Raw genomic sequence first — 22,180 nt, 5'->3', positions numbered from 1 at the left:
CGTTAAGTCGCCCGCCCGTGGACGAGCGCGCGCGGTCACTGCTCCGGCTCACGGAGGCGGTAACCGACACCAGTTTCAGTAAGGATATATTGCGGCTGATCGGGCGTGGCCTCGATCTTCTGCCGCAACTGGCGGACATAGACCCGCAGATATTGGACATCGGTCGAGCCGCCCCACACATGCTTGAGGATGTGCTGGTGCGTGATGACCTTGCCAGCGTGCTGCACGAGAATGCGCAGGATTTCGTATTCCTTGGGTGAGAGCTTCACCTCCTTGTCTGCGACCTTGACGATCCGCTTCACCAGGTCGACCGAGAGATCGCCGACCTGGAATATCGGGCGTTCGCCCTGCTGCTGGAGCTTGTGCCTGAGCGCCACCCGAATGCGCGCCGCCAGCTCGCGCATCCCGAATGGTTTGGTGAGATAGTCATCGGCACCCAGTTCCAGCGCCTTGACGATGCCCGTTTCATCGGTCCGGCTGGAGAGGATGACGATCGGCAGTTCGACAAGCTCGGCCCGCCACCTTTCAAGCAACTCATGGCCGGAAATATCGGGCAGCCCGAGATCAAGCAGAATGAGATCGGGCTTTTCCTCTGTGAGCAGCGCGACGGCGTCCTCGCCGTTTGCAGCCTCGACCATGGCATAGCCCTCGGCTGTCAGGCCGACGCGCAGAAGTTTCCTGATCGGCGGCTCGTCATCGACGACGAGAATCTTGACTACGGACGTACTCATATCCTTCCTTCCAAAGTCGAGGGCTCCGGTCCGATCGGAAACCGCAGCGTGAAAATGGCGCCGGGTCTGTCGGCCCGGTTGGTCGCGAAAATCGTTCCGCCCATCGCCTCGACAAATCCCTTGCAGATGGAAAGTCCAAGCCCGGTTCCAGCCTGGACGTGGTCCTTCTTCCGGACGCGATAGAAACTGTCGAAAATTCTGGTGAGATCGTCGGGCGGAATGCCAGGCCCTTCATCGACGACCTGCAATGTGACGTGGCTTTCGTCGGCCCACGCCCGAAGCCCGATCCGCGACCCTGAAGGTGCGTATTTGCGGGCATTGTCGAGCAGATTGAACAGCACTTGCTCAAACAAGACCGGATCGAGCCGGACCATCGGCAGATCGGGCGGCACGGCAAGGTCGACCCGATGGAGAGCCAAAATCTTCTCAGCTCGGCGCAGGGCGCTGCCGACGCTGTCACCGATGAACAGTGGCGTCAGCGACACCGCCGCAGCGCCGGATTCCAGCCGGGTCATGTCAAGCAGGTTCGCGATGAACCGGTTCAGCCGTTCGGCCTCTTCGACAATCGTCGTTAGCAGTTCGACCCGGCCGGAGTCCGTCAGGGACGTCGAATAGTCTCTCAGCGCTCCCGCCGAACCGAGGATCGACGCCAAAGGCGTCTTGAGGTCATGCGATAGTGACGTCAAAAGCGCGGAGCGCAGCTTGTCCGCCTCGGCGGCCAGACGCGCATTGTCGACATCGGCGACAAGTTGGATCCGCTCGATCGCCAGAGCAGCCTGATCCGCCAGAGAATCGAAAAGCCGCTGTTCTGCGGGCGTCAGAACCGGCCCTTGCTTGTCATTGTCCAGACCGATGACGCCGACCCGTGTTCTGCCGGTCTTCAGAGGGAGGTAAAGGCGCTTCGCTCCCGGCAGCGTATCCGCCCCACGCCCTGCAGGCTTGTCATGCTCCCAGGCCCACTGGGCCGCCGCAATATCGGCATCGTCGAGCGTGTCATCGGGCGGGAAACCCGCCTGGACCGCGATACGGCCGTTCTCAGGCAGCAGAGCGACGACCCTGACCTGAAGCATGGAAGCGATCTGATAGACCGTGGCCCAGAGAACGTCGCCCAAGGTCCCGGCGCCGGCGAGCTTCTTGCTGAAGAGATAAAGGCCCTCGGTCGTTTTGGCCCGCTGGCGCGCCGTCACGGCTTGCCTTTGCACCCGGCCCGCCAGATTGCTGGCAACAACCGCAACGCCGAGAAAAAACGCGAAGGCCACGACGCTCTCGGGATCGCCGATATCCAGCGTGTAGCGCGGTTCGAGGAAAAAGAAGTTGAAGACTAGCGCGCCCAATACGGAAGCGAACAGCGCCGGCCAGAGGCCGCCGCCCATCGCCGAGGCCAGCACGGCCATCAGAAAGACGAGGGCGATGTTGCGGACATCCAGAAAGCGCGACAGCGCCGTTCCAATACCCAACGCCATGGCGACGTAGAGCGAACTCCACAGATAGTCGCCGAAGTCGACTCGTCGTTTGGGCCGCGCGCTGACTGTCGCTGGAGATCGCGTTTCCTCGCCGTTGCCCGGCGAGATGACATGAACGCTCACATCCGTCTTGGCGCGGATCAGATCATGCGAAACGGAGCCCGCGAAGATCTCCCGCCACCTGGGCGAGGTCGGCATGCCGACGATGACGTGTGTGTAGTTGTTGGTGGATGCGTAGGCCAGGATCTCTTGCGCAACGTTCTCGCCGGGCAGGGTAACAGTCTCGGCACCGAGCTGCTCGGCAAGACGCAAGGCGCTGGCAATCTTGTCCTTATCCTGCTCGGAGAGTCGGGCGTCCTTGCTCGTCTCGACGTGAACCGCGGCCCATGGCGCACGAAAGCGGTCCGCCTGACGCCGGCCAGAGCGCACAAGCGCCATCGCTCCAGGGCGTTCGTTGATGCAAACCAGGACGCGTTCGCCGGCCGACCACGGCCCGGCGATCGCATGCGCCTGCATGTGCGTCACCAGTTGATCGTCAACGCGCTGCGCTGTCCGCCTAAGCGCAAGTTCGCGCAGCGCGGTCAGGTTGCTCGGCGAAAAGTAGTTCTGCGTCGCACGCTTCGCGGTCTTGGGCAGATAGACCTTGCCCTCGTTCAAGCGCTTGATCAGGTCGCCCGGCGTGATGTCGATGATTTCGATATCGTCGGCGCGGTCAATGATCGAATCCGGAACGGTCTCGCGCACCCGAATCCGTGTGATCTGCGCCACCACGTCGTTGAGGCTTTCGACGTGCTGGATGTTGAGGGTGCTGTAGACGTCTATGCCGTTCGCGAGCAGTTCCTCGACATCGAGATAGCGCTTCGGATGGCGACTGCCCGGCGCGTTGGTATGGGCGAGCTCGTCCACCAGGACCAGCGCCGGCTTGCGCGCCAGAATTGCGTCGATATCCATCTCATCGAGCACATGCCCTCGATACGGCACAGTGCGGCGCGGAACGATCTCGAACCCCTCGACCAGAGCCTCGGTCTCCGCCCGCCCGTGGGTCTCGACCACCCCGATGACAACATCGACGCCGTCTGCGCGCTGGGCCCGGCCCGACATGAGCATCTCGTACGTCTTGCCCACACCCGGCGCCGCCCCAAGAAAGATCTTGAGGTGGCCGCGCGTCTCCCGCTGCGCACTTTCCAGCAATGCATCGGGCGATGGACGGCTCTGCTCTCGTATTGGGTCGTCAGACACTTCATGAACTCCGGATCAACGGTCAGGACGGCTATTATAGCCGTCCTGACAACTTCATTCAGCCTCTATTGGCGCTGTCGAGCGCCAGGTTCAGCTTGAGAACGTTGACCACGGGTTCTCCCAGGAAGCCGAGTATGCGCTGCTCGACGTGCTGATCGACCAGTACGCGCACCGTGGCCTCATCGATGCCGCGCGCTCTGGCGACACGGCCCACCTGGAAGTAGGCGGCCTCAGGCGTAATATGGGGATCGAGGCCGCTGCCAGAGGCCGTAACAAGGTTCATGGGGACCGCTGCGCCACCGTTCGCGGCCCGCTGAGCCTCAGTATCGGCTGCGACGCGATCACGAAGCGCCTGGCTGGTGGGGCCAAGATTGGAGCCGCTGGAAGCGCCGGCATCGTAGCCATCTGAACCGGCAGCCGAAGGACGCGGGTGGAAGTAGCGCTCGCCGGCAAAGTTCTGGCCGATGAGTTCGGAGCCTATGACCACGCCTTCACGTTCAATGAGGCTCCCATTGGCCTGTTGGGGAAAAATGGCCTGCGCGATACCGGTCACGCTAAGGGGGTAGATGAGACCGGTGATGACGGTTAGTGCGACAATAAAGAAAATCGCGGGTCTGATTTGCTTGAGCATCGTTTCTGTCCTGAATGGTCCGCTGCTGATGGATATCGCTTCGCGGATTGTGTCTCTGGTGACCGCTTTCGACTAAACGAGGCCAGCGGCTGTGATGGCCATGTCGATGAGCTTGATACCGGCGAAGGGCACGAGAATGCCGCCCAGCCCGTAAATCAGGAGATTCCGGGACAGCAGCGAACCGGCTCCGATCGCGCGATACTTCACGCCTTTCAGCGACAGCGGGATCAGCGCCACGATGATGAGGGCATTGAAGATGATCGCCGACAGGATAGCGCTCTGCGGTGAAGCAAGGCCCATGATGTTGAGCGCACCAAGCTGCGGATAGAACGCCAGGAACATCGCCGGGATGATCGCGAAATACTTCGCGATATCGTTGGCGATCGAGAACGTCGTCAGCGCGCCGCGCGTCATCAGCAACTGCTTACCGATTTCCACGATTTCGATCAGCTTGGTCGGATCGCTGTCGAGATCCACCATGTTGCCGGCCTCGCGGGCTGCGACCGTGCCGGTGTTCATGGCGACGCCGACATCCGCCTGGGCGAGCGCCGGGGCGTCATTGGTGCCGTCGCCGCACATGGCGACCAGCTTGCCCTTGGCCTGTTCCTCACGGATCAGGGCCAGCTTGTTCTCCGGCGTCGCCTGCGCCAGGAAGTCGTCGACACCGGCTTCGGCAGCGATAGCCGCCGCGGTCATCGGGTTGTCGCCGGTGATCATCACCGTGCGAATGCCCATGCGGCGCAGCTCGGCGAAACGTTCCTTGATGCCGCCCTTGACGATGTCCTTGAGATAGATGACGCCGAGCAAGCGGCCATCCTTCACCACGGCGAGCGGCGTGCCGCCTGCCTTGGCGATCTCGTCGGCGATAGCCTGGAGCTCACGGACGCTTTCAGCAGAAGCACGGGGGCTGCCTGTCGCAACCGTGGCAAGCTCGACATGCTTCAAGACCGCATCGACCGCGCCTTTACGGACGGAAGAGCTCTCCAGGTCGACGCCGCTCATGCGGGTCTGCGCCGTGAACGGCACGAACGTCGCGTTGAGGCTCGCCATGTCGCGTGCGCGGATGCCGTATTTTTCCTTAGCGAGCACGACGATCGAGCGGCCTTCGGGGGTCTCGTCGGCAAGCGAAGCAAGCTGCGCTGCATCGGCGAGTTCCTTTTCGGTGACGCCCCGGATCGGCCGGAACTCGCTCGCCTGACGGTTGCCGAGCGTGATCGTGCCGGTCTTGTCGAGCAGCAGCGTGTCGACGTCGCCGGCGGCCTCAACGGCGCGGCCGGACATGGCCAGAACATTGAAGCGGACCAGCCGGTCCATACCGGCAATGCCGATGGCCGACAGCAGCGCGCCAATGGTGGTCGGAATCAGCGTGACGAACAGGGCGACCAGAACGATGATGGGAACATACCCGCCCGCATAGGTCGCGAAGCTCGGAATGGTCACCACGGCCAGGACGAAGATCAACGTCATTCCCGCAAGCAGGATGTTGAGCGCGATCTCGTTCGGCGTTTTCTGGCGTTCGGCGCCTTCGACCAGAGCAATCATCTTATCGATGAAGGTCGAGCCGGCCGCAGCCGTGATCCGGACCTTGATCCAGTCGGAAAGGACCTGGGTGCCACCTGTGACGGCAGAGCGATCCCCGCCAGACTCGCGGATGACCGGAGCTGACTCGCCCGTAATCGCCGCTTCGTTCACCGAGGCCACACCCTCGATGACTTCGCCATCAGAGGGGATGATGTCGCCCGGCTCGACGAGAACGACGTCACCGACCTTCAGCGTGGCGCCCGGCACCATTTTGTAGTCGGAGCCGCCGTTCGAGAGCAGCTTGGCCTGGGTCTCCGTGCGGGTTCGCCGAAGCGATTCAGCCTGCGCCTTGCCGCGCCCTTCGGCCACGGCCTCTGCGAAATTGGCGAACAGCACGGTGAACCAAAGCCACAGCACGATCTGCAGAGAGAAGCCAACGCTTTCGGCTCCTGTAGCAATGTCCTTGAGCAGGAGCACCGTCGTCAGGACCGACACGACGGCGACGACGAACATGACCGGGTTTTTAGCGAGGCTTTTCGGATTCAGTTTCCGAAACGCATCTCCTATGGCCGGAACGAGTATGCGAGCGTCCAGCATGCTCGCGGATTTGGACTGGTTCATAAGAAACTCCAGCGAGTTTGTTCTTGGGGGCCAACCACTCGGTCACGCCGCCGCGAGCAATTCAGTGATAAGTTTGGCGAGGAGCACCACGCCCCCCAAAGCCAGTGTCATGCCGAGAATGATCGTCGATGCCCTGGGCGGTCTGGCCGCCCCTCGCTCCTCAAACCAGGAGCGAGGGTTCACGACAAATCGGATCGATCTCAGCCATTTGGCCGTCATCGCGGCTCTCAGAAAGTCTGGCCCGCCAACATGGCGAAGTGCTCGACGATCGGACCCAACGCCAAGGCAGGGAAGAACGTCAGGCCGCCGACGATCAGGATCACGCCCACCAGAAGACCGACAAACAGAGGCCCGGTCGTAGGCAGGGTGCCGCTGGATTCAGGAACCGTTTTCTTGGCGGCCAAGGAGCCAGCGATAGCCAGCGCCGGAACGATCACCATGAAGCGTCCCATCAACATCGCCAGGCCAATCGTGATGTTGTACCAGGGCGTGTTGGCGGAAAGACCTGCAAAGGCCGAACCATTGTTCGCCGTGCCGGATGTGTAGGCATAGAGAACTTCGGAGAACCCGTGCGGACCTGCGTTCGCCATCGAAGCCACGCCCGTGTCGAGCACTACGGCTATCGCGGTGAAGCCAAGTATCGAAAGAGGCAGGCACAAGACGGCCAGCATGGCCATCTTCACTTCCTTCGCCTCAATCTTCTTGCCGAGATACTCGGGTGTCCGCCCGACCATGAGCCCTGCCACGAAGATCGCGACGACGACGAACAGGATGATGCCGTAGAAGCCTGCGCCGACACCGCCAATGATGATCTCGCCGAGCATCATGTTGATGATCGGGATCATCCCGCCCAGCGGCATGAAGCTGTCGTGCATCGATATGACCGCGCCGCACGATGCAGCGGTCGTAACGACTGCAAAGAGTGCCGACGTGAGGATGCCGAAACGGGTTTCCTTTCCTTCCATGTTGCCGCCCTCAAGGCCAAGCGAATGGAGAAGCGGATTGCCCGCGGCCTCGGCCCAATAGGTGATTGCGACACCGGCGAGGAACAGAACGCCCATGGCGGTGAAGATGGCCCAGCCCTTCTTCTCGCTGCCGACCATGCGTCCAAACACGTTGGTCAGAGCCGCGCCAATGGCAAAGATCGAGACCATGTGGATGAGGTTGGTGAAGGCATTAGGATTCTCGAACGGGTGCGCGGCGTTGACGTTGAAGAAGCCGCCACCGTTGGTTCCCAGATGCTTGATCATCATCTGAGATGCGACCGGACCCTGAGCAATGGTTTGCTGCGCGCCTTCGACGGTCGTTGCGATAGTGTATGGGTTGAGGTTCTGCGGGACGCCCTGCCATACAAGCACCAGGCTGCCGACAAAGCAGATCGGCAATAGGACGTAGAGCGTGATGCGGGTGAGATCGACCCAAAAATTGCCGACCGTTTTGCCAGATGCCCGAGAGAAGCCGCGGATCAATGCGACCGCAATCGCGATGCCTGTCGCTGCCGACACGAAGTTCTGCACGGTAAGACCGGCCATCTGGGTCAGGTAGCTCATGGTGGTCTCGCCGCCATAGCCCTGCCAGTTGGTATTGGTCATGAAGCTGACAGCGGTATTGAAAGCGCTGGTCGGCTCAACCGCCCCCAGACCCTGAGGGTTGAACGGCAACCCTCCCTGGAGACGTTGAACGACGTAGAGAACCGTGAAGCCGGCGAGGTTGAAGAGCAGCATGGCCAGCGCATAGGTCGTCCAATGCTGCTCCTCTTTCTCATTCGTTCCAGCGACGCGGTACAGTCCCCGTTCGAGCGGTCCAAAAATGACCGAAAGGAGTGTACGCTCGCCGTTCAGGACGCGGGTGAGATAGCCGCCGAGCGGCTTCACCAGCGCGATGATGATCCCGGCGAAGACCAGGATCTGTATCCATCCATTTATTGTCATCGGTGGTTTCTTTCCGAGCTACTGTCTTGATCAGAACCGCTCGGGACGAGCGAGGGCATAGAGCAGATAGCCAGTCACAAAGACCGCAACGGCTGCTCCGAGGAAGTATTCCAAGATCATGATTGATTTCTCCCGGTCAGAGCTTTTCGCAAACTCTGATGTATCCAAACATCAGTGCGAAAAATCCAACACCTATTGCCAGCACAATAACGTCCATTGCTTTCGCCTCCGGCGCCGAAGTTGATACGAATGACCAGCCAAGACGGAAGACCTGGCAAGCCACAGCTATAATTCTTCCAGCGCGCCCTTGCGTACGCACGGGTGCCGGAGGAGGAATTTGGCGGAAATATGGACGCGAACCGCATATAGGTTCGAGAGAGGACGGGGCCTCAAAAAATAGGAATCCAATAGTTATTTTGGCGGCGCGCATAAAAATTCCATAGGAATTTCTGCCAAACCGCCCATTGGCAAGCAAAAAGCCCGCCGACTCGGTAGAGGCGGCAGGCTTTGCTTATGTCAACGAGAAGAGTTACTTCTCCATCTCACTCGTCACGGTAACGTCAGCGAGCGTGAGCGGGTCATCGATAGCAACCGGCTAGGCGGCGGCCCGGCGTCCAAACAGCGGGTCAAGGCTCAGGCGCTGGCTTTCGGCCATGCAGATCACAGCCCCTGGCGCGTTATTGGTTTCCTGACGGGCGAAGTGAATCGCCGCATCCTTGCTGACAAAGCAGCCGCCGACGAGGTTACGCTCATCGCGGACGGTCCAGCATCCTCGGTTGTCCTGGCCGACGAAAAAATGGTTCAGAGGTTGGGGAGGCTCTTTCGGCTGAATGGCGCTTGCCATGGAAGATGATCCTGATTGTTCGTTGAAGAGTGAGCTGTGGACGTCGTTGGCGCGCTAGCCGGCCAACGCGGTGACTGTGGCGACAGCCGCAATCACGAGGGCCATCACGACTCCGAGCCGCAGGAACATTCCAACGTCGGCCATCGGCTCATCCGAGCGCACGGCAACCTTGGCTTCGCCATCCGTCCGCCCAGGGTTGGCCTTGTTCTGTTGTTGCATCGCATAGAAATAGTAACCACGAGGGTACATCGCAGACATCCTTTCTCGGTATCGGCAGGCCATTCCACGCGTCGAGTCAAATGATGCCTTTTGCCGATACGTTGAATTTAAAGATGTCGGGATTTGTTCTCCATTTCACGGACAGCCGGATTTCATAGTATTTTCATTGGAGAACACAGCAGCATCATGCTGTTCTTATAAGGAGACCCGGTCAGGCCGAGAGGGGGACGAGAGACCTCTCGGCGACCAGAGACGTATCGATCTCCAAGGAGTCGATCTCCGCCACGGTCGCGCGTATTCTTGCTGCGGTGCCATCGGAAACCTCGACCAGCGGAAGGCGGACGGCGGGCGAGTATCCGCGCGCGCAATGCAACGCGAGCTTGATCGGGCATGGATTGCTTTCAAGCTCCAGCGCCTCGATCAGCGGGAAAAGATGGGCGTTGATGCGCCGAGCTTCCAGATAGGCACTCTTCCGCACCGCGCCGATCATCGCCGCTGTCAGCATCGGGGCGACGTTCGACACGACCGAAATGGCGCCGTCGCCGCCGGTCGCCATGAAAGCCAGCATGGATCGGTCATGGCCGGAAAGCTGCGTGAAACGATCGCCGAAGCGGACGGCCATCGTGCTTACCCGCGTCGGATCTCCGCTTGCGTCCTTGACGCCGACAAGACCGGGCAGGTGCGCAAGGCGGTCGAGCGTTTCGATCTTGATATCGACGGCCGTCCGGGAAGGCACATTATAGATGATGATCGGCAGCTCGGCAGCTTGCGCGACGCTCTCGAAATGCCGGAACAGGCCCTCCTGGCTCGGCCGACTATAGTAAGGCGTGACGACCAAAGCTCCGTCCGCGCCAAGGCGAGCCGCCTCGCAGGTCAATTCGACGGTACGCCGGGTGTCGTTGGTGCCCGAGCCGGCGATCACCGGCACACGGCCATTGGAGACCTCGACGCACAAGCGGATCACCGCCGCCCATTCCGGATGAGACAGGGTCGGCGCCTCGCCCGTAGTGCCGCAGGCGACAAGACCCTGTACGCCCTGGTCGATCTGCCAGTTGGCCAGCTCCGCCAAGGCGTCGAAATCGATAGCCTCACCCCTGTACGGGGTGACAAGTGCGGTCATCAGACCGCCGAATAACGGAGGGTCGCCACTGGGTTTCATGCTGCCTCTTCTCCACCTTGCGAGAGTTCTTTCGGCCGGCGCCGGCGACGATCGAGGGAGCCCAGCAATGCGATCAGCATGGCAGCGGCCAGATCGTCGTGTCGGCCCACGCACCTGCGCAAATTGCCGCGATCGTTCCAGGCCATGCGACACCGCCACCGATCTCCCGAGCGGCCCATCGACCAAGGGTGCCGCGTTGGCTGCAGATGCGCTCCGAGTTCGAGAACCGCTTCAAGCAACGCATTTGCTTCGAGCAGATCCCGGAGCCGGCGGTGCCGTCGAAACTGCGGCTGGTCTTCGCGCTCCTCGATAATCCTCACAGCCAGCCAGATGTGGTGCTCCTTGAGGACTCTGGCCATCTCCAACTGCGTCCTCAGGCCTGGCAACTCAGCCAGACGGCTTTCACCGATAGCCCGCCTTCGGTCGTCGGGTTGGAGAGCGGGAGCAGCAGGGCGTGTCATGCCGCTCTCAGAAAAACTATGGCGACGACCTGCACCGCGGCACAGCTCGCAGCAAACATCAGAAGCAGGTATTCCGATCTACGGCGTCGCTCGCGTTTGCTGAACCTCGGTTTCGGTCGTGGCAACCTGGGGTGAGCAGGACGGCCCGAAAATCTGCATTCAGCCGCCATTTCTGAGCACCAGGTAGATGCTGGGGCCTGCGGAAGCAAGAACAGCGCAACCGGCGATCACCACCAGAGCGATGATCTCCACGGCGCAGCGGAAGACGTGTCGGGAGACTTGGCGCTTGCTTGGTACAGCCCGGCTCAATTTTCGCCCTCGCTCCCCATCTGACGCGGCTCGCGCCGCCGACTGAGGTTCATCATCTCCAGGCAGAAGCGACCGTCTGTCAGTTGAAGATAGAGGCGGTAGCAGCCGTAGCTCTCGCCTATCAGCCTTGCCGCACCGACCGCATCATTGCGCGTCGGGTGGCACCATTCGGAGTCTTCACCTTCAAGATGCACAGTCCAGCGATCATCATAGTTCCGATAGACCCAGAGAACGGGCAGGACCGGATACACAGTCGCTGTGGCTTGAGGAGCCTCCAATTTCGATATGATCTGTTCCAAACCCATGTTTCACCTAAGCTCGCAGTGGGTCTGCGGAGCCGGTGGCTCCGCATTTCCGCCCGCGCCCGTCCTAGAAAAGCACCCCGGCCTCAAACATCCCGCGTACCTGGTCGCGCTTGTCGAAGTTGGACCCAAAGCCGTAGCCTTCGGTGACCCGATCGATGCGGGTGTACGAAAGCTCGGTACGCGCGAAGAAGATCCCGCGCTGGTAGGTCGGCGTCACCGTCAGCGACCACGCCCTGCTTTTCGGCCCGTAGAGCAGATTGGTGGGGGCGCAGTCTGCGGCGACGCCGCAATCTCCTCCGCTTAAAGCGATGTACTCGGCACGTCCAGCGATCGAGAAATTCTCATTGATGGCATAGCGAGCCAGCAGCGCTCCGCCGAATGTTTCGGCCGAGCGATCAATACCGATGTCCCTGTTCGAGCGGACCGTTGTGTATTGCAGGTAGGGCTGGAGCGTCAGCGGGCCGTCGACATAGGTGTAGATCACATTGAAGATGCTGCTGTTGTTCTGCGCCAGTGGCGTCGCGGCGCCGGTCTTGCCCGACTCTGCAAAGTTGCCTGCGGCGACCAGCGTGATCGTGCTCGACGGCGTCGCCGCATAAGACACCAGACCGGATACCCAGTTGTAATCCCCTGAGTAGAAACCATCATTGACCGACACCGAGGCGTTGACCGGTCCATTGCTATAGTTCACCTGAACACCGCGGCTGATCGCCGGCTCCTGGTTCCAGAGCAGGCCGCGCGCGATATTCATATTCTGGAAGGTGAAGGTCGATTCCGCGCCGATCAACGTCGGCAGCAAACCCGCCTGCACTGAGAAATTCGGCGACAGCTCGAGCTTGCCATAAGCAACCGGCACCGGCCCGTACAACTGATCGGTGACGTCGGTTGCGCGGGTATAGGCCGAGCCCAAAGAAGGCAGCGAGTAGACACCGCCCTGGACGAAGAACGTCAAGGGCGCCCCGGTTGTCTGCACCTGAATTTGGGCATTGCCGATATCGACGAGGGGATCTGTCGTTCGCGGATCGACGCCGGGAATGCCGTTCGTCTGCGCATTCCCGATGCCTGTGAGCTGGCCGGTGATATGAAGGCGACCAAACACGCCCGCATCCATGCTCATCGGATCGGGGTTCGGGCGCAGAGGGCCACCAAAGCTCGGCGCGCTCAGGGGTTCGGCCGCTGCCTGGCCAAGACCCATCATCGAACCGGCCATGATCGCGACCGCGCCAACCGCGCTCCGGCAAAGCGTCTTCCGACGCTCCGACCCCGGTCTTGTTGGACGACCGGCCTCGGCTGTGGCCGTTGCGGCGGGTGCGAGGGACGGTTTAAGCGGCTTCATACCTTCAGGTCCTTCCGGTTTGGTGGGACCCTCAAGCTAGATAGAGCCGCATATTATTTCGACGGGAGCTCAGCCGCGCTGCGATAGTATTTTCATAAGAAAAGGACCTGACAAAAATATACGTACTTATATAGTCGGATTTTTATTTGACTGAGCACGACTTTGCGCCCTTTCTCGCGCGGGAGTGTGCTTCTATGATTGACCAGAATCTCGACTATCTCGCTAACTTGCTTTGCCAAAACCGTCGGCAGGGAATTACCTCAGATATCCCGTTCGATCTGCTTCGAAGCGAGGATGACGCCTGGGCGGTGCAGTCAGCAGCAATCTCGGCCTTCGCCAATGACGCGGTAGGCTACGCCCTGATAGGCACTTGCCCCGCCATCCGCGGCACGCTTGGCCTTGCCAGTCCCATCTACTGCCCGATCCCTGTCGGAACAGTTCTTCAGGACTCCCACGGGCCGTTCCGGCTTCCCCAAGGCTTCATCGGGGCACAATGCGAAATCGTCTTTACGATGGGCGGTCCCCTGGGGGCGGACCATTGGCCCATCACTCGCGATCAATTTTGCAAGGCGATCCTGAGCTACCAACCGTCTATCTGTCTTGTCGGGCGACGTGGTCACCTGACTGGGCAACCACACCTGGCCGCCATTGCTGACTATGCGTTCCATGTTTCGACGATCGTCGACAAATATCATGAGCCAACAGGCCTGGAGGCCATGGACAGAATCGACATGCGAGCGTCGATCAACAACGTTCCAGTGTTTCAGTCGGCATCGGGAGAGGGGCTGGTTGATCCGATCAACTCTGCGCTCTGGCTCGTGAATGACCTGATCGCCAGAGGCAATTATCTCAGCGCCGGCGATATCGTAGCAACCGGATCGATCATCCCGATGCTGCTGCAAGTCCTTCCTGGTCAGGAACTGAAGGTCGAGTTGTCAGGCGTTGGCGACGCATCCGCACGGTTTCTTTGAACCAACAGAAGCAGCCGATCAGACGGCCAACTGATGGCCACTGAAAATGTAGAGACCCAACGCCGTCGCCGCCAACCATAGAGCCTCATCCCAATAGGTGAACCTGGTCTTGCCGAATCGTTCGCCGCGATGAACTGCGTAAGCGACGGCCATTACGCCGTATATGCCGGTCCACAGCGCGAATGTGGCAAGGAAGTTCTCGCTCTTCAGAATGTAGGCGATTGCCGCAGCGACGACCAGCTTGATGCCATAGCGCCCAATGTGCTCTCGCGACTGCTCGTCTAACCGCATAACACGCCTGGATCGTTCGTTAGATCAGGCCGAAGACGAGGGACAGCCGGTAGCCGACATACCCAACGCCGATCGCGGTAATCGCCAGGACAAGCAGCAAGCCAAGCCCACCATTCCCTGGCTCTTTCTGAGGGTGCGGCGCCTCGTTCTGATTCTTCCGGACCCTATCATTTCCAGCCATTTGCGATGAGCGCTCCCTCGGCGCTCCAGTGCGCAGCTATTTCTAGGATGCTGCTGCATAGGAATTCGAGAGGGACGGCACGTCAGCGAAGTAAATGGATTTTACTTCTGAGCCAGCGTATGACTTTACCGGAAAAAGCTCATTGGGCGGTGCCGATATCCCACGATTCGTTGCTGTCGAGCCGTCGCGTATATGTGCTTGGCAATGCTCACGCGCGCATAGCAGCGGCTAAAGCAATCCGCAGTTTCCACGGCCAGCTTTGGTCACGCTAAGGGAGCGCCATCAACGGTTCGCTCACCTGGGTGGACGAAGCCGTCGAATGAAAACACGCATTTCGCAAGCCTTCACATTCTGACAGGCTGACGAGCATCACCCGCAAGTGCAATCAGCGCGGACTGGCCCTCTGGGACGCGAAGCGATGACTCGATTGAAGAGATGGTGCGGGTGGTCGGAATCGAACCGACACTCCTTTCGGAACCGGATTTTGAATCCGGCGCGTCTACCAGTTCCACCACACCCGCACACTTGCCGCCGATTCTAGCCGACGCTCTTTGCACCTATACTGCACCTAGAGCGAAAACCGAATATCCGCAGCGAATTTTCCTTCTTTCCCAAGCCCCTGAAAATACGACGCTTTAAACTCGCCGTGATTTTTTGTGGATTGGTAGACAAACCCCTTTTTGAGTCCGCTGCGTCTACCAGTTCCGCCACGCCCGCACGGCGCCGCGGCGGTCGCGGTGAGGCGACCACGCCTTCGCCCGCTATACGGCGCCGCCCGGCGAAACGCCAGACGTCCGGCGCCTCAGACCGTGACGCTCCAGACGAAGCGGGCGGAGGCGCCCGGCGGCAGCAGCGTCAGGCCGGGCTTGTCCGCAAACGCGCCGTCCCAGTCCACGGGGCTCGCCATGCCGGCCCAGGGCTCGACGCACAGGAACGGGGCGCCGGAGGGCTTGGACCAGACGCCGAGATCGCCATAGCCCTCCCACGAAAACGTCAGCGCCCGCAGCGGCGCGCCATCGCTCCCCCGCGCCTCGTAGCGCAGCCCGCGGCTCACGACGTTCGGCAGCACCAGCGCGTCGTCCGCGAACAGCTCTTCGCTCAGAGTCAGGGTCTCGCCGTCGAAGGGCAACGGCGCCGGCGCGCCCAGCAGGCCGTCCACCACCGGCAGCCGCGGCCCGGTCTCGCGCGCGGCGAAGACCAGCGCATGGTCGGATTTGGCGATCCCGTCCACCAGCGGCCAGCGGAAGCCCGGATGGGCGCCGAGCGCGAAGGGCAGCGTCGCGGCGCCGGGATTCTCCACCGTGGCGCCAACGCTCAGCGTCGAGCCGTCCGCCGCATAGTCCAGCGTCAGAAGGAACGGCCACGGGTAGACCGCGCGGGTCTCCGCGTCGTCGGACAGGCGCAGGACCGCGCGGGTCGCGCTGCGCTCCACCCAGCCGAAGGCGCGGTCGCGGGCGAAACCGTGCTGCGTCAGGCGCCGCGCCTCGCCGCCGTGGCGCAGCGCGTCGCCCTTGAGCCGGCCCACGATGGGAAACAGCACCGGCGCGTGGCGCGGCCATTCCGGGCCGGCCCGCCACAGCAGCTCGTGGCCGTCCGCGTCCTTCAGGCTGACGAGCTCCGCGCCCGCCGCCTTCACCCGCGCCGTGACGCCGGCGCCCGCGATCTCCCATACATCGTCGCTCATGGCCGCCCTCCCCTCATTCCGCCGCCGCGGCGAGGCCGCCGGCGCGCGCGATGAAGCCGACGATGGCGTCGAGGCCCTCGCCCGTCTTCATGTTGGCGAAGACGAAGGGCTTGCCGCGCCGCTGGGCGCTCGCGTCCCGGTCCATCACCTCGAGGCTCGCGCCCACATGGGGGGCGAGGTCGATCTTGTTGATCACCAGCAGGTCGGAGCGGGTGACGCCGGGCCCGCCCTTGCGGGGGATCTTGTCGCCGGCGGACACGTCGATGACGTAGATGGTGATGTCCGCAAGCTCCGGCGAGAAGGTGGCGGCCAGATTGTCGCCGCCGCTCTCGATCAGCACCAGCTCCAGATCGGGAAAGCGGCGGTTGAGGTCGTCCACCGCGGCGAGGTTGATGGAGGCGTCCTCGCGGATGGCGGTGTGGGGGCAGCCGCCGGTCTCCACGCCCAGGATGCGCTCGGGCGCCAGCGCCCCGGAGCGGGTGAGGAACTCGGCGTCCTCCTTGGTGTAGATGTCGTTGGTGATGGCCGCGAGCCGCACCCGATCGCGCAGGGCCTTGCACAGCGCGTCCATCAGCGCGGTCTTGCCGGAGCCGACCGGGCCGCCGACGCCGACGCGCAAGGGGCCGTTCTGGGAGGTCGCGGTCATGTGCGGAACAGCCTCGTGCGTTGGGTTTCGTGGCGCATGGACGCGATGTCGGAGCGCAGCGCCGCCCCCGACAGGCGCGCCAGCGGCGTCGCCTCCGCCTTTATAGCCGCAAGGCCGATGGCGGGTTCAAGGCTCGCGAGCGCCCGCAGGCCGTCGGTCTGGCCGAGCGGGACAAGCCGGACCGCGGCCGACACCAGATTGGCGACGCCCGCGTGGAGAAACGCGGTCAGCGCCGGCCGCCGCGCCACGCCATGGCCGGCGCAGGCGACGGCGACCGCCACCGGATAGGCCACGGGCCCGTCCCAGGCCCGCGCCAGCAGGTCGAGCGCGGCGGTGGGGAACGCCGCCCGGATGGCGGTGACGAAGGCCGCGCCCTGGTTGAGGGTCTCCAGCCGCCGCTCCCGGCTCGGCTGGAACGCGGCTGCGAGTTCCGCCGCCTCGCGCAGGGCGCGCGCGTCGCCGTCCGCCATGGCGTCGTAGGCGCGGGCGAAGACCACCCCGTCGGAGCCGAGGCCGCCGTGGGCGAGCAGCGTTTCAAGCCAGTGGACCAGCGCGGCGCGGTCGGCGACGTCGCCCGTCTCCACCGACCATTCCAGCCCGTGGCTGTAGGAGAAGGCGCCGACCGGAAACGACGGCGACAGCCAGGTCAGCAGCCGCAGCAGGCCGACGTCGTCGCCGGCGGAGGCCGCGCTCATGCGTGGGCGTGGCCGTGATAGGCGCCGCGCTCGGGCGCGAAGGGGCGCGTCACCTCGCGCACGGCTCCGCCGAGCCCGCGCGCCATCTCGGCCAGCACATGGTCCGGCTCGATCCAGATCGCGTCCTCGCCGATCTCGGCCGGGGTGTGGCGGTTGCCGATGTGCCAGGCCAGCCGCGCCAGCCGCAGCGGCGTTTCGGCGGTGATCTCCAGCAGCGGCTCGGCCGCGGCGCGCACCAGCACCGTGCGGCCGTCCTCAAGCCTCAGGGCGTCGCCGTCCTGAAGCCCCGCCGGCCGCTCCAGATCGAGCAGCAGCTCCAGCCCGCCGTCGCAGGTGAGCGTCATGCGCCGTCGCTGCCGGCCGTCGTGATCCAGCGTCACCGCGTCGGCCGCCGCCTCGGGACGGACCGCGGCGCGGCGAAGGACGGCGGTGGCGCGGATCATGGCGTCGGATGACCGATTTCGTGCGTGGAGGAGAAACCGCGGGGACTATGGGCGCCCCCGGCCGGCCTGTCCAGAAACGCCCGCGCCCAACTTCGCGGCGCCCGCCGCGCCGGAATGCCCGACGGGGCGGCGCCTCAAACAGCGGCGGCCAGCTTCGGATCGCGGCGGCGATCCCCCTCGCGTCGCTGTGGAATGAACGGGTTGCAAAGCGTTTGGGCGGCGCGGGCCTTTCTGGCACGCCGCTTGCTCTGTCGTTGGCGTGCAGAGCGTCTAGGGTTCCGGCCGCAGGTCATGCGGCGCTGGTCCAAGAGACGCTCTTCCCGCGAGCGCATGCGGGGAGACACGGCGGGGGAAAAACCCGGGAGGTCACTGCACGGGTTCGTCGCCACGGACCGACCTCCGTCCCGTGCGCGCGAACTCCTTGACGACGCCACCGGCCCGCGGGCCGAACGATCCGAGGAGTCCCCATGCTGCGCAGGTTCATCGCCGCCCTCGCCCTTTCCGCCGCGGCGCTCGCCGCGCCGGCGGAGGCCGCGCCGAAGAAGAGTTTCGACATCGCCTGGACGATCTATGTGGGCTGGATGCCGTGGCCCTACGCCGCGGACAGCGGCATCGTGAAGAAATGGGCCGACAAATACGGCATCGACATCAAGGTCACGCAGATCAACGACTACGTGGAGTCCATCAACCAGTACACCGCCGGCAAGTTCGACGGGGTGACGCTGACCAACATGGACGCGCTGACCATTCCGGCCGCGGGCGGCGTCGACACCACCGCGCTGATCGTCGGCGACTTCTCCAACGGCAATGACGGCGTCGTCTCCAAGACCGCCAAGACGGTGGCGGAGCTGAAGGGGCAGAGCATCAATCTGGTGGAGCTGTCGGTCTCCCATTACCTGCTCGCCCGCGCGCTGGACGGCGCCGGCCTGGCGGAAAAGGATGTCAAGGTGGTCAACACCTCCGACGCCGACATGGTCGCCGCCTTCAAGGCCCCGGACACCACCACCGTCGTCACCTGGAACCCGCTGCTGGCGGAGGTGAAGGCCGAGCCCGGCGCGAACGCCGTGTTCGACAGCTCCAAGATCCCCGGCGAGATCATCGACCTGCTCGGCGTGAACACCGAGACGCTCAAGGACAACCCGGACTTCGGCAAGGCGCTCGCCGGCATCTGGTACGAGACGCTCGCGCTCGTCGCCGACCCCGGCGCCAAGGGCAAGGAGGCCCGCGAAGCCATGGCCAAGCAGTCCGGCACCGACCTCGCCGGCTTCGAGGCGCAGCTCGCCGCCACCAAGCTGTTCGCCAAACCCGCGGACGCGGTCGCCTTCGCCACCAGCCCCGACATCATGAAGACCATGGACCTCGTCCGCACCTTCTCCTTCGACCACGGTCTGCTGGGCGACGGCGCCAAGAGCAAGGACGTGGTCGGCATCGGCTTCGCCGGGGACAAGACGCTGGGCGACGCCGCCAATGTGAAGCTGCGCTTCGACCCCACCTTCATGCAGATGGCCGCCGACGGAAGGCTCTGACGTTCGCCCGGACGGCTCTCCCCCAGAGCCGTCCGGGCCTGCAACGCATGCCCGCAGCCCATCGGAGAACTCCATGCGTCGTGCGATGAACATAAGGCCGGGCGGGGGCGCGCGCGTCCTGCTGGCCCTGATGCCCTTCCTGCTGCTTGCGCTGGTCTATGTCTTCGGCTCCGCCGAGCGGCGGGCCGCCAACCCCAACGACAAGCTGCTGCCGCCGATCTCCGAAATGGCGGACACCACCGCCCGCATGGCGACCGAGCCGGACCGCCGCTCGGGCGAGATCGTGCTGGTCTCCGACACGGTCGCGAGCCTGCAGCGGCTGGCGCTCGGGCTTGGGCTCGCCACGCTGATCGGCCTGACGCTCGGGGTGGCGCTCGGCGTCCTGCCGGCCGCGAACGCCATGGGCGGCCCGCTGGTGGCGGTGATCTCCATGATCCCGCCCATGGCGATATTGCCGATCCTGTTCATCGTGTTCGGGCTCGGCGAGATGTCGAAGGTGGTGCTGATCGTGATCGGCGTCGCGCCGCCGATCGTGCGCGACATCGCCATGACGGTGCAGGCCATCCCGGTGGAGCAGCTGGTGAAGGCCCAGACGCTGGGCGCCTCCACCTGGACCACGGTGCTGCGCGTGGCGCTGCCGCAGGCGCTGCCGCGGCTGATCGAGACCGTGCGGCTGCAGATCGGACCGGCCTTCCTGTTCCTGATCGCGGCGGAGGCGATCGCGGCCGACAGCGGCCTCGGCTACCGCATCTTCCTGGTGCGGCGCTACCTCGCCATGGACGTGATCCTGCCTTACGTCGCCTGGATCACCCTGCTCGCCTTCCTGATGGACTTCGCGCTGGCGAAGCTCGCCCGCGGCGCCTTCCCCTGGGCCTATGTGGGGGAACGCCGATGAGCGCCATCTCCGTCCGCGACGTCTGGGTCGAGTTCGGCGACCAGATCGTGATCGAGAACCTGAACCTCGACATCGCCTCCGGCTCCTTCGTGTCGGTGGTCGGCCCCTCCGGCTGCGGCAAGAGCACGTTCCTGCGCCTCGTGCTGGGGCAGGACCGGCCGACCCGCGGGAGCTTGACGCTGGACGGCCAGCCGCTGCGCGACGAGCCCGACGCCGACCGGGGCGTGGTGTTCCAGCGCTATTCGGTGTTCCCGCACCTCACCGTGCTCGGCAACGTGCTGGCGGCCTATGAGCTCGGAGAGTCGCGCTTCGCCGCCCGCCTGTTCGGGGCGAAGCGTCGGGCCGCCATCGAGAAGGCCGACGACCTGATCACGGCGGTGGGCCTCGCGCCCCACCGGACCAAGTACCCCAGCGCGCTGTCCGGCGGCATGCAGCAGCGCCTCGCCATCGCCCAGGCCCTGGCGAAGGACCCCAAGGTGCTGCTGCTGGACGAGCCCTTCGGCGCGCTGGACCCCGGCACCCGCGCCCAGATGCACGCGCTGCTGAAGCCGCTCTGGGCCCGGCTCGGCATGACCGTGATCATGGTGACGCACGACCTGAAGGAGGCCTTCGGCCTTGGCACCCGCGTCATCGCCTTCGACAAGACCCGCCATGACCCCCAGGCGCCCGGCCGCTTCGGGGCCAAGATCACCTACGACCTCGACCTCACCCGCGACAGTCCCGTGCCGGTGCTGGGCTTCCTGAAGCCCCCCGCCGAAACCATGGCCGCGCAATGACGCCGCGCGCCCAGAAGCGCCGAGTTCCCCCGCTGATGACGTTCCCGGGCCCCGGGAAGACGGCCAGCCTTTCCCAAGGAGACGCCGAATGACCTCATCGCCTGTCCGCCGGACCCGCCTCGCCGGCCTTGCGCCCGCGCGCACCCGCCGCCGCCGCCACCACCCCGACTTCTCCAAGATGGACACCCAGGGCTGGAAGGCGCTCGACGCCGAAAGCCGGCTGCCGGAGACCATGTGGCGCAAGGAGCAGCAGTGGGCGCTGGACATGGGCCTGCCCGGCGCAGACTCCATCACCGACAAGTCGATCCCGACCTTCGCCCGCGGCGAGCTGCCCCATTTCGCCGGCATCAACACCTTCATGAAGGCGCCCTACGTGGAGAACGTGCGGGACGTGGGCAAATACGACGCCGCCGTGCTCGGCATCCCGTTCGACAGCGGCACCACCTACCGCCCCGGCACCCGCTTCGGCCCGCAGGGCGTGCGCCGCATCTCCGCGCTCTACACGCCCTACAATTACGAACTCGGCGTCGACCTGCGCGAATCCATGACGCTGTGCGACGCGGGCGACGTGTTCACCATCCCGGCGAACCTCGAGAAATCGTTCGACCAGATCACCCGCGGCGTGGCCCATGTGGCCTCCTCCGGCGCGCTGCCGGTGATGATCGGCGGCGACCACTCCATCGGCTTCCCCTGCGTGCGCGGCATCGCCGAATGCACCTCCAAGCGCATCGGCATCATCCATTTCGACCGCCACATCGACATCCAGGAGAAGGATCTCGACGAGCGCATGCACACCACGCCCTGGTTCTGGGCGACCAACCTGCCGAACGTGCGTCCGACCAATCTGGTGCAGCTCGGCATCGGCGGCTGGCAGGTGCCCCGCTACGGCGTCTCCGAGGCGCGCCGCCGCGACACCAACGTGCTGACCATCGAGGACATCGAGAAATACGGGCTCGAAAAGACCGCCGAGATCGCGCTGGAGCTCGCCTGGAAGGACGCCGACGCGGTCTATGTCTCGTTCGACGTGGATTCGATCGACTGCGGCTTCGTGCCCGGCACCGGCTGGCCGGAGCCCGGCGGCTTCCTGCCCCGGGAGGCGCTGAAGATCCTCGGACTGGTCACCGCGCCGGGCATCTGCGGCCTCGAGGTGGTGGAGGTCTCCCCGCCCTATGACACCTCCGACATCACCGCTTTGTTCGCGACCCGCGTGATCGTGGAGGCGCTGGGCTCCATGGTGGCCCACGGCACGCTCGGCAAGCACAAGTCCATCATCGACAAGCCGGTGAGCTACTGAGGGCTTAA

Annotated in this window: 22 protein-coding genes, 1 tRNA gene and 1 riboswitch; of the genes, 5 read left to right on the top strand and 18 right to left on the bottom strand. The window is 63.8% G+C overall.

What is annotated here, in order from left to right; translation table 11 throughout:
- Window positions 1–35: 35 nt before the first annotated feature.
- The 12 genes from PKE85_RS08180 to PKE85_RS08125 all read right to left on the bottom strand — a co-directional run bounded on the left by PKE85_RS08180 (window position 36) and on the right by PKE85_RS08125 (window position 12,644).
- Window positions 36–731, bottom strand: a complete 696-nt coding sequence (locus PKE85_RS08180) for a response regulator transcription factor (protein WP_003168927.1) — start codon at window positions 729–731, stop codon at window positions 36–38.
- Window positions 728–3,433, bottom strand: coding sequence for a sensor histidine kinase (locus tag PKE85_RS08175; protein ID WP_231746267.1), 2,706 nt, complete (start codon window positions 3,431–3,433; stop codon window positions 728–730). Before PKE85_RS08175 ends, PKE85_RS08180 begins: the two co-directional genes overlap by 4 nt.
- Before the next feature lie 58 nt (window positions 3,434–3,491).
- Window positions 3,492–4,064, bottom strand: coding sequence for a potassium-transporting ATPase subunit KdpC (gene kdpC / locus PKE85_RS08170; protein ID WP_003168929.1), 573 nt, complete (start codon window positions 4,062–4,064; stop codon window positions 3,492–3,494).
- 72 nt (window positions 4,065–4,136) lie between these two features.
- On the bottom strand, window positions 4,137–6,206 hold the full coding sequence (gene kdpB, locus PKE85_RS08165) for a potassium-transporting ATPase subunit KdpB (protein WP_003168930.1): 2,070 nt from the start codon (window positions 6,204–6,206) through the stop codon (window positions 4,137–4,139).
- A gap of 227 nt (window positions 6,207–6,433) precedes the next feature.
- Entirely contained in the window at window positions 6,434–8,137 is a 1,704-nt protein-coding gene (gene kdpA / locus PKE85_RS08160) for a potassium-transporting ATPase subunit KdpA (protein ID WP_271204296.1), read from the bottom strand.
- A 30-nt stretch (window positions 8,138–8,167) separates the two neighbouring features.
- Window positions 8,168–8,257 carry a K(+)-transporting ATPase subunit F gene (kdpF, locus tag PKE85_RS08155; RefSeq protein ID WP_067179871.1) on the bottom strand — a complete coding sequence of 30 codons (90 nt, stop codon included), beginning with the start codon at window positions 8,255–8,257 and terminating at the stop codon, window positions 8,168–8,170.
- 475 nt (window positions 8,258–8,732) lie between these two features.
- Window positions 8,733–8,981 carry a hypothetical protein gene (locus tag PKE85_RS08150; RefSeq protein ID WP_003168933.1) on the bottom strand — a complete coding sequence of 83 codons (249 nt, stop codon included), beginning with the start codon at window positions 8,979–8,981 and terminating at the stop codon, window positions 8,733–8,735.
- A 54-nt stretch (window positions 8,982–9,035) separates the two neighbouring features.
- Entirely contained in the window at window positions 9,036–9,239 is a 204-nt protein-coding gene (locus PKE85_RS08145) for a hypothetical protein (protein ID WP_003168934.1), read from the bottom strand.
- A 172-nt stretch (window positions 9,240–9,411) separates the two neighbouring features.
- Entirely contained in the window at window positions 9,412–10,320 is a 909-nt protein-coding gene (gene dapA / locus PKE85_RS08140) for a 4-hydroxy-tetrahydrodipicolinate synthase (RefSeq protein ID WP_003168936.1), read from the bottom strand.
- Between the two features lie 35 nt (window positions 10,321–10,355).
- A complete protein-coding gene (locus PKE85_RS08135) occupies window positions 10,356–10,718 on the bottom strand; it encodes a hypothetical protein (protein WP_062068714.1) in 363 nt (120 codons plus the stop codon).
- Window positions 10,719–11,125: 407 nt separating this feature from the next.
- The gene (locus tag PKE85_RS08130; protein ID WP_003168941.1) at window positions 11,126–11,434 is read right to left on the bottom strand and encodes a hypothetical protein; all 309 of its coding nucleotides are present in this window, start codon (window positions 11,432–11,434) and stop codon (window positions 11,126–11,128) included.
- A 64-nt stretch (window positions 11,435–11,498) separates the two neighbouring features.
- Window positions 11,499–12,644, bottom strand: a complete 1,146-nt coding sequence (locus PKE85_RS08125; protein WP_003168942.1) for a porin — start codon at window positions 12,642–12,644, stop codon at window positions 11,499–11,501.
- A gap of 320 nt (window positions 12,645–12,964) precedes the next feature.
- Between PKE85_RS08125 and PKE85_RS08120 the strand changes: the two genes are divergently transcribed.
- The gene (locus tag PKE85_RS08120) at window positions 12,965–13,741 is read left to right on the top strand and encodes a 2-keto-4-pentenoate hydratase (protein WP_003168943.1); all 777 of its coding nucleotides are present in this window, start codon (window positions 12,965–12,967) and stop codon (window positions 13,739–13,741) included.
- 18 nt (window positions 13,742–13,759) lie between these two features.
- On the opposite strand, the gene PKE85_RS08115 is transcribed toward PKE85_RS08120, so the two are convergent.
- The 6 genes from PKE85_RS08115 to PKE85_RS08090 form a co-directional block, all read right to left on the bottom strand.
- Window positions 13,760–14,032: a hypothetical protein gene (locus PKE85_RS08115; protein ID WP_003168944.1), complete on the bottom strand. Its 273-nt coding sequence runs from the start codon at window positions 14,030–14,032 to the stop codon at window positions 13,760–13,762.
- A 617-nt stretch (window positions 14,033–14,649) separates the two neighbouring features.
- Window positions 14,650–14,734: transfer RNA gene (locus PKE85_RS08110), tRNA-Leu, on the bottom strand.
- Between the two features lie 281 nt (window positions 14,735–15,015).
- Window positions 15,016–15,897, bottom strand: coding sequence for an aldose 1-epimerase family protein (locus PKE85_RS08105; protein WP_271204295.1), 882 nt, complete (start codon window positions 15,895–15,897; stop codon window positions 15,016–15,018).
- Window positions 15,898–15,910: 13 nt separating this feature from the next.
- A complete protein-coding gene (gene ureG, locus PKE85_RS08100; RefSeq protein ID WP_271204294.1) occupies window positions 15,911–16,543 on the bottom strand; it encodes an urease accessory protein UreG in 633 nt (210 codons plus the stop codon).
- Complete coding sequence (locus tag PKE85_RS08095) at window positions 16,540–17,238, bottom strand: urease accessory protein UreF (RefSeq protein WP_271204293.1); 699 nt, start codon at window positions 17,236–17,238, stop codon at window positions 16,540–16,542. The genes ureG and PKE85_RS08095 overlap by 4 nt, the downstream gene beginning before the upstream one ends.
- Window positions 17,235–17,681, bottom strand: a complete 447-nt coding sequence (locus PKE85_RS08090) for an urease accessory protein UreE (protein WP_271204292.1) — start codon at window positions 17,679–17,681, stop codon at window positions 17,235–17,237. Before PKE85_RS08090 ends, PKE85_RS08095 begins: the two co-directional genes overlap by 4 nt.
- 259 nt (window positions 17,682–17,940) lie before the next feature.
- Window positions 17,941–18,048, top strand: a riboswitch (guanidine-I (ykkC/yxkD leader).
- Window positions 18,049–18,148: 100 nt separating this feature from the next.
- Here PKE85_RS08090 and PKE85_RS08085 point away from each other — a divergent pair.
- From PKE85_RS08085 to PKE85_RS08070, 4 genes are all read left to right on the top strand, one after another.
- Window positions 18,149–19,207, top strand: coding sequence for a putative urea ABC transporter substrate-binding protein (locus tag PKE85_RS08085; RefSeq protein WP_271204291.1), 1,059 nt, complete (start codon window positions 18,149–18,151; stop codon window positions 19,205–19,207).
- A 73-nt stretch (window positions 19,208–19,280) separates the two neighbouring features.
- Window positions 19,281–20,102, top strand: a complete 822-nt coding sequence (locus tag PKE85_RS08080; protein ID WP_271204290.1) for an ABC transporter permease — start codon at window positions 19,281–19,283, stop codon at window positions 20,100–20,102.
- Complete coding sequence (locus tag PKE85_RS08075; protein WP_271204289.1) at window positions 20,099–20,878, top strand: ABC transporter ATP-binding protein; 780 nt, start codon at window positions 20,099–20,101, stop codon at window positions 20,876–20,878. Before PKE85_RS08080 ends, PKE85_RS08075 begins: the two co-directional genes overlap by 4 nt.
- A gap of 88 nt (window positions 20,879–20,966) precedes the next feature.
- On the top strand, window positions 20,967–22,172 hold the full coding sequence (locus PKE85_RS08070; RefSeq protein WP_271204288.1) for an agmatinase family protein: 1,206 nt from the start codon (window positions 20,967–20,969) through the stop codon (window positions 22,170–22,172).
- Window positions 22,173–22,180: the final 8 nt, after the last annotated feature.

It is taken from the genome of Methylopila jiangsuensis (assembly GCF_027922305.1).
In the GTDB taxonomy this organism is placed as follows: Bacteria; Pseudomonadota; Alphaproteobacteria; order Rhizobiales; family Methylopilaceae; genus Methylopila; species Methylopila jiangsuensis.
This window is presented reverse-complemented; position numbering and strand designations above follow the sequence as displayed.

What these genes read in the sequence shown, in the direction of transcription:
- PKE85_RS08180 (WP_003168927.1), bottom strand. Translation starts at nt 731, where the DNA reads ATGAGTACGTCCGTAGTCAAGATTCTCGTCGTCGATGACGAGCCGCCG.
- kdpC (WP_003168929.1), bottom strand. Translation starts at nt 4,064, where the DNA reads ATGCTCAAGCAAATCAGACCCGCGATTTTCTTTATTGTCGCACTAACC.
- kdpB (WP_003168930.1), bottom strand. Translation starts at nt 6,206, where the DNA reads ATGAACCAGTCCAAATCCGCGAGCATGCTGGACGCTCGCATACTCGTT.
- kdpA (WP_271204296.1), bottom strand. Translation starts at nt 8,137, where the DNA reads ATGACAATAAATGGATGGATACAGATCCTGGTCTTCGCCGGGATCATC.
- kdpF (WP_067179871.1), bottom strand. Translation starts at nt 8,257, where the DNA reads ATGATCTTGGAATACTTCCTCGGAGCAGCCGTTGCGGTCTTTGTGACT.
- PKE85_RS08150 (WP_003168933.1), bottom strand. Translation starts at nt 8,981, where the DNA reads ATGGCAAGCGCCATTCAGCCGAAAGAGCCTCCCCAACCTCTGAACCAT.
- PKE85_RS08145 (WP_003168934.1), bottom strand. Translation starts at nt 9,239, where the DNA reads ATGTCTGCGATGTACCCTCGTGGTTACTATTTCTATGCGATGCAACAA.
- dapA (WP_003168936.1), bottom strand. Translation starts at nt 10,320, where the DNA reads ATGACCGCACTTGTCACCCCGTACAGGGGTGAGGCTATCGATTTCGAC.
- PKE85_RS08135 (WP_062068714.1), bottom strand. Translation starts at nt 10,718, where the DNA reads ATGGCCAGAGTCCTCAAGGAGCACCACATCTGGCTGGCTGTGAGGATT.
- PKE85_RS08130 (WP_003168941.1), bottom strand. Translation starts at nt 11,434, where the DNA reads ATGGGTTTGGAACAGATCATATCGAAATTGGAGGCTCCTCAAGCCACA.
- PKE85_RS08125 (WP_003168942.1), bottom strand. Translation starts at nt 12,644, where the DNA reads ATGGCCGGTTCGATGATGGGTCTTGGCCAGGCAGCGGCCGAACCCCTG.
- PKE85_RS08120 (WP_003168943.1), top strand. Translation starts at nt 12,965, where the DNA reads ATGATTGACCAGAATCTCGACTATCTCGCTAACTTGCTTTGCCAAAAC.
- PKE85_RS08115 (WP_003168944.1), bottom strand. Translation starts at nt 14,032, where the DNA reads ATGCGGTTAGACGAGCAGTCGCGAGAGCACATTGGGCGCTATGGCATC.
- PKE85_RS08105 (WP_271204295.1), bottom strand. Translation starts at nt 15,897, where the DNA reads ATGAGCGACGATGTATGGGAGATCGCGGGCGCCGGCGTCACGGCGCGG.
- ureG (WP_271204294.1), bottom strand. Translation starts at nt 16,543, where the DNA reads ATGACCGCGACCTCCCAGAACGGCCCCTTGCGCGTCGGCGTCGGCGGC.
- PKE85_RS08095 (WP_271204293.1), bottom strand. Translation starts at nt 17,238, where the DNA reads ATGAGCGCGGCCTCCGCCGGCGACGACGTCGGCCTGCTGCGGCTGCTG.
- PKE85_RS08090 (WP_271204292.1), bottom strand. Translation starts at nt 17,681, where the DNA reads ATGATCCGCGCCACCGCCGTCCTTCGCCGCGCCGCGGTCCGTCCCGAG.
- PKE85_RS08085 (WP_271204291.1), top strand. Translation starts at nt 18,149, where the DNA reads ATGCTGCGCAGGTTCATCGCCGCCCTCGCCCTTTCCGCCGCGGCGCTC.
- PKE85_RS08080 (WP_271204290.1), top strand. Translation starts at nt 19,281, where the DNA reads ATGCGTCGTGCGATGAACATAAGGCCGGGCGGGGGCGCGCGCGTCCTG.
- PKE85_RS08075 (WP_271204289.1), top strand. Translation starts at nt 20,099, where the DNA reads ATGAGCGCCATCTCCGTCCGCGACGTCTGGGTCGAGTTCGGCGACCAG.
- PKE85_RS08070 (WP_271204288.1), top strand. Translation starts at nt 20,967, where the DNA reads ATGACCTCATCGCCTGTCCGCCGGACCCGCCTCGCCGGCCTTGCGCCC.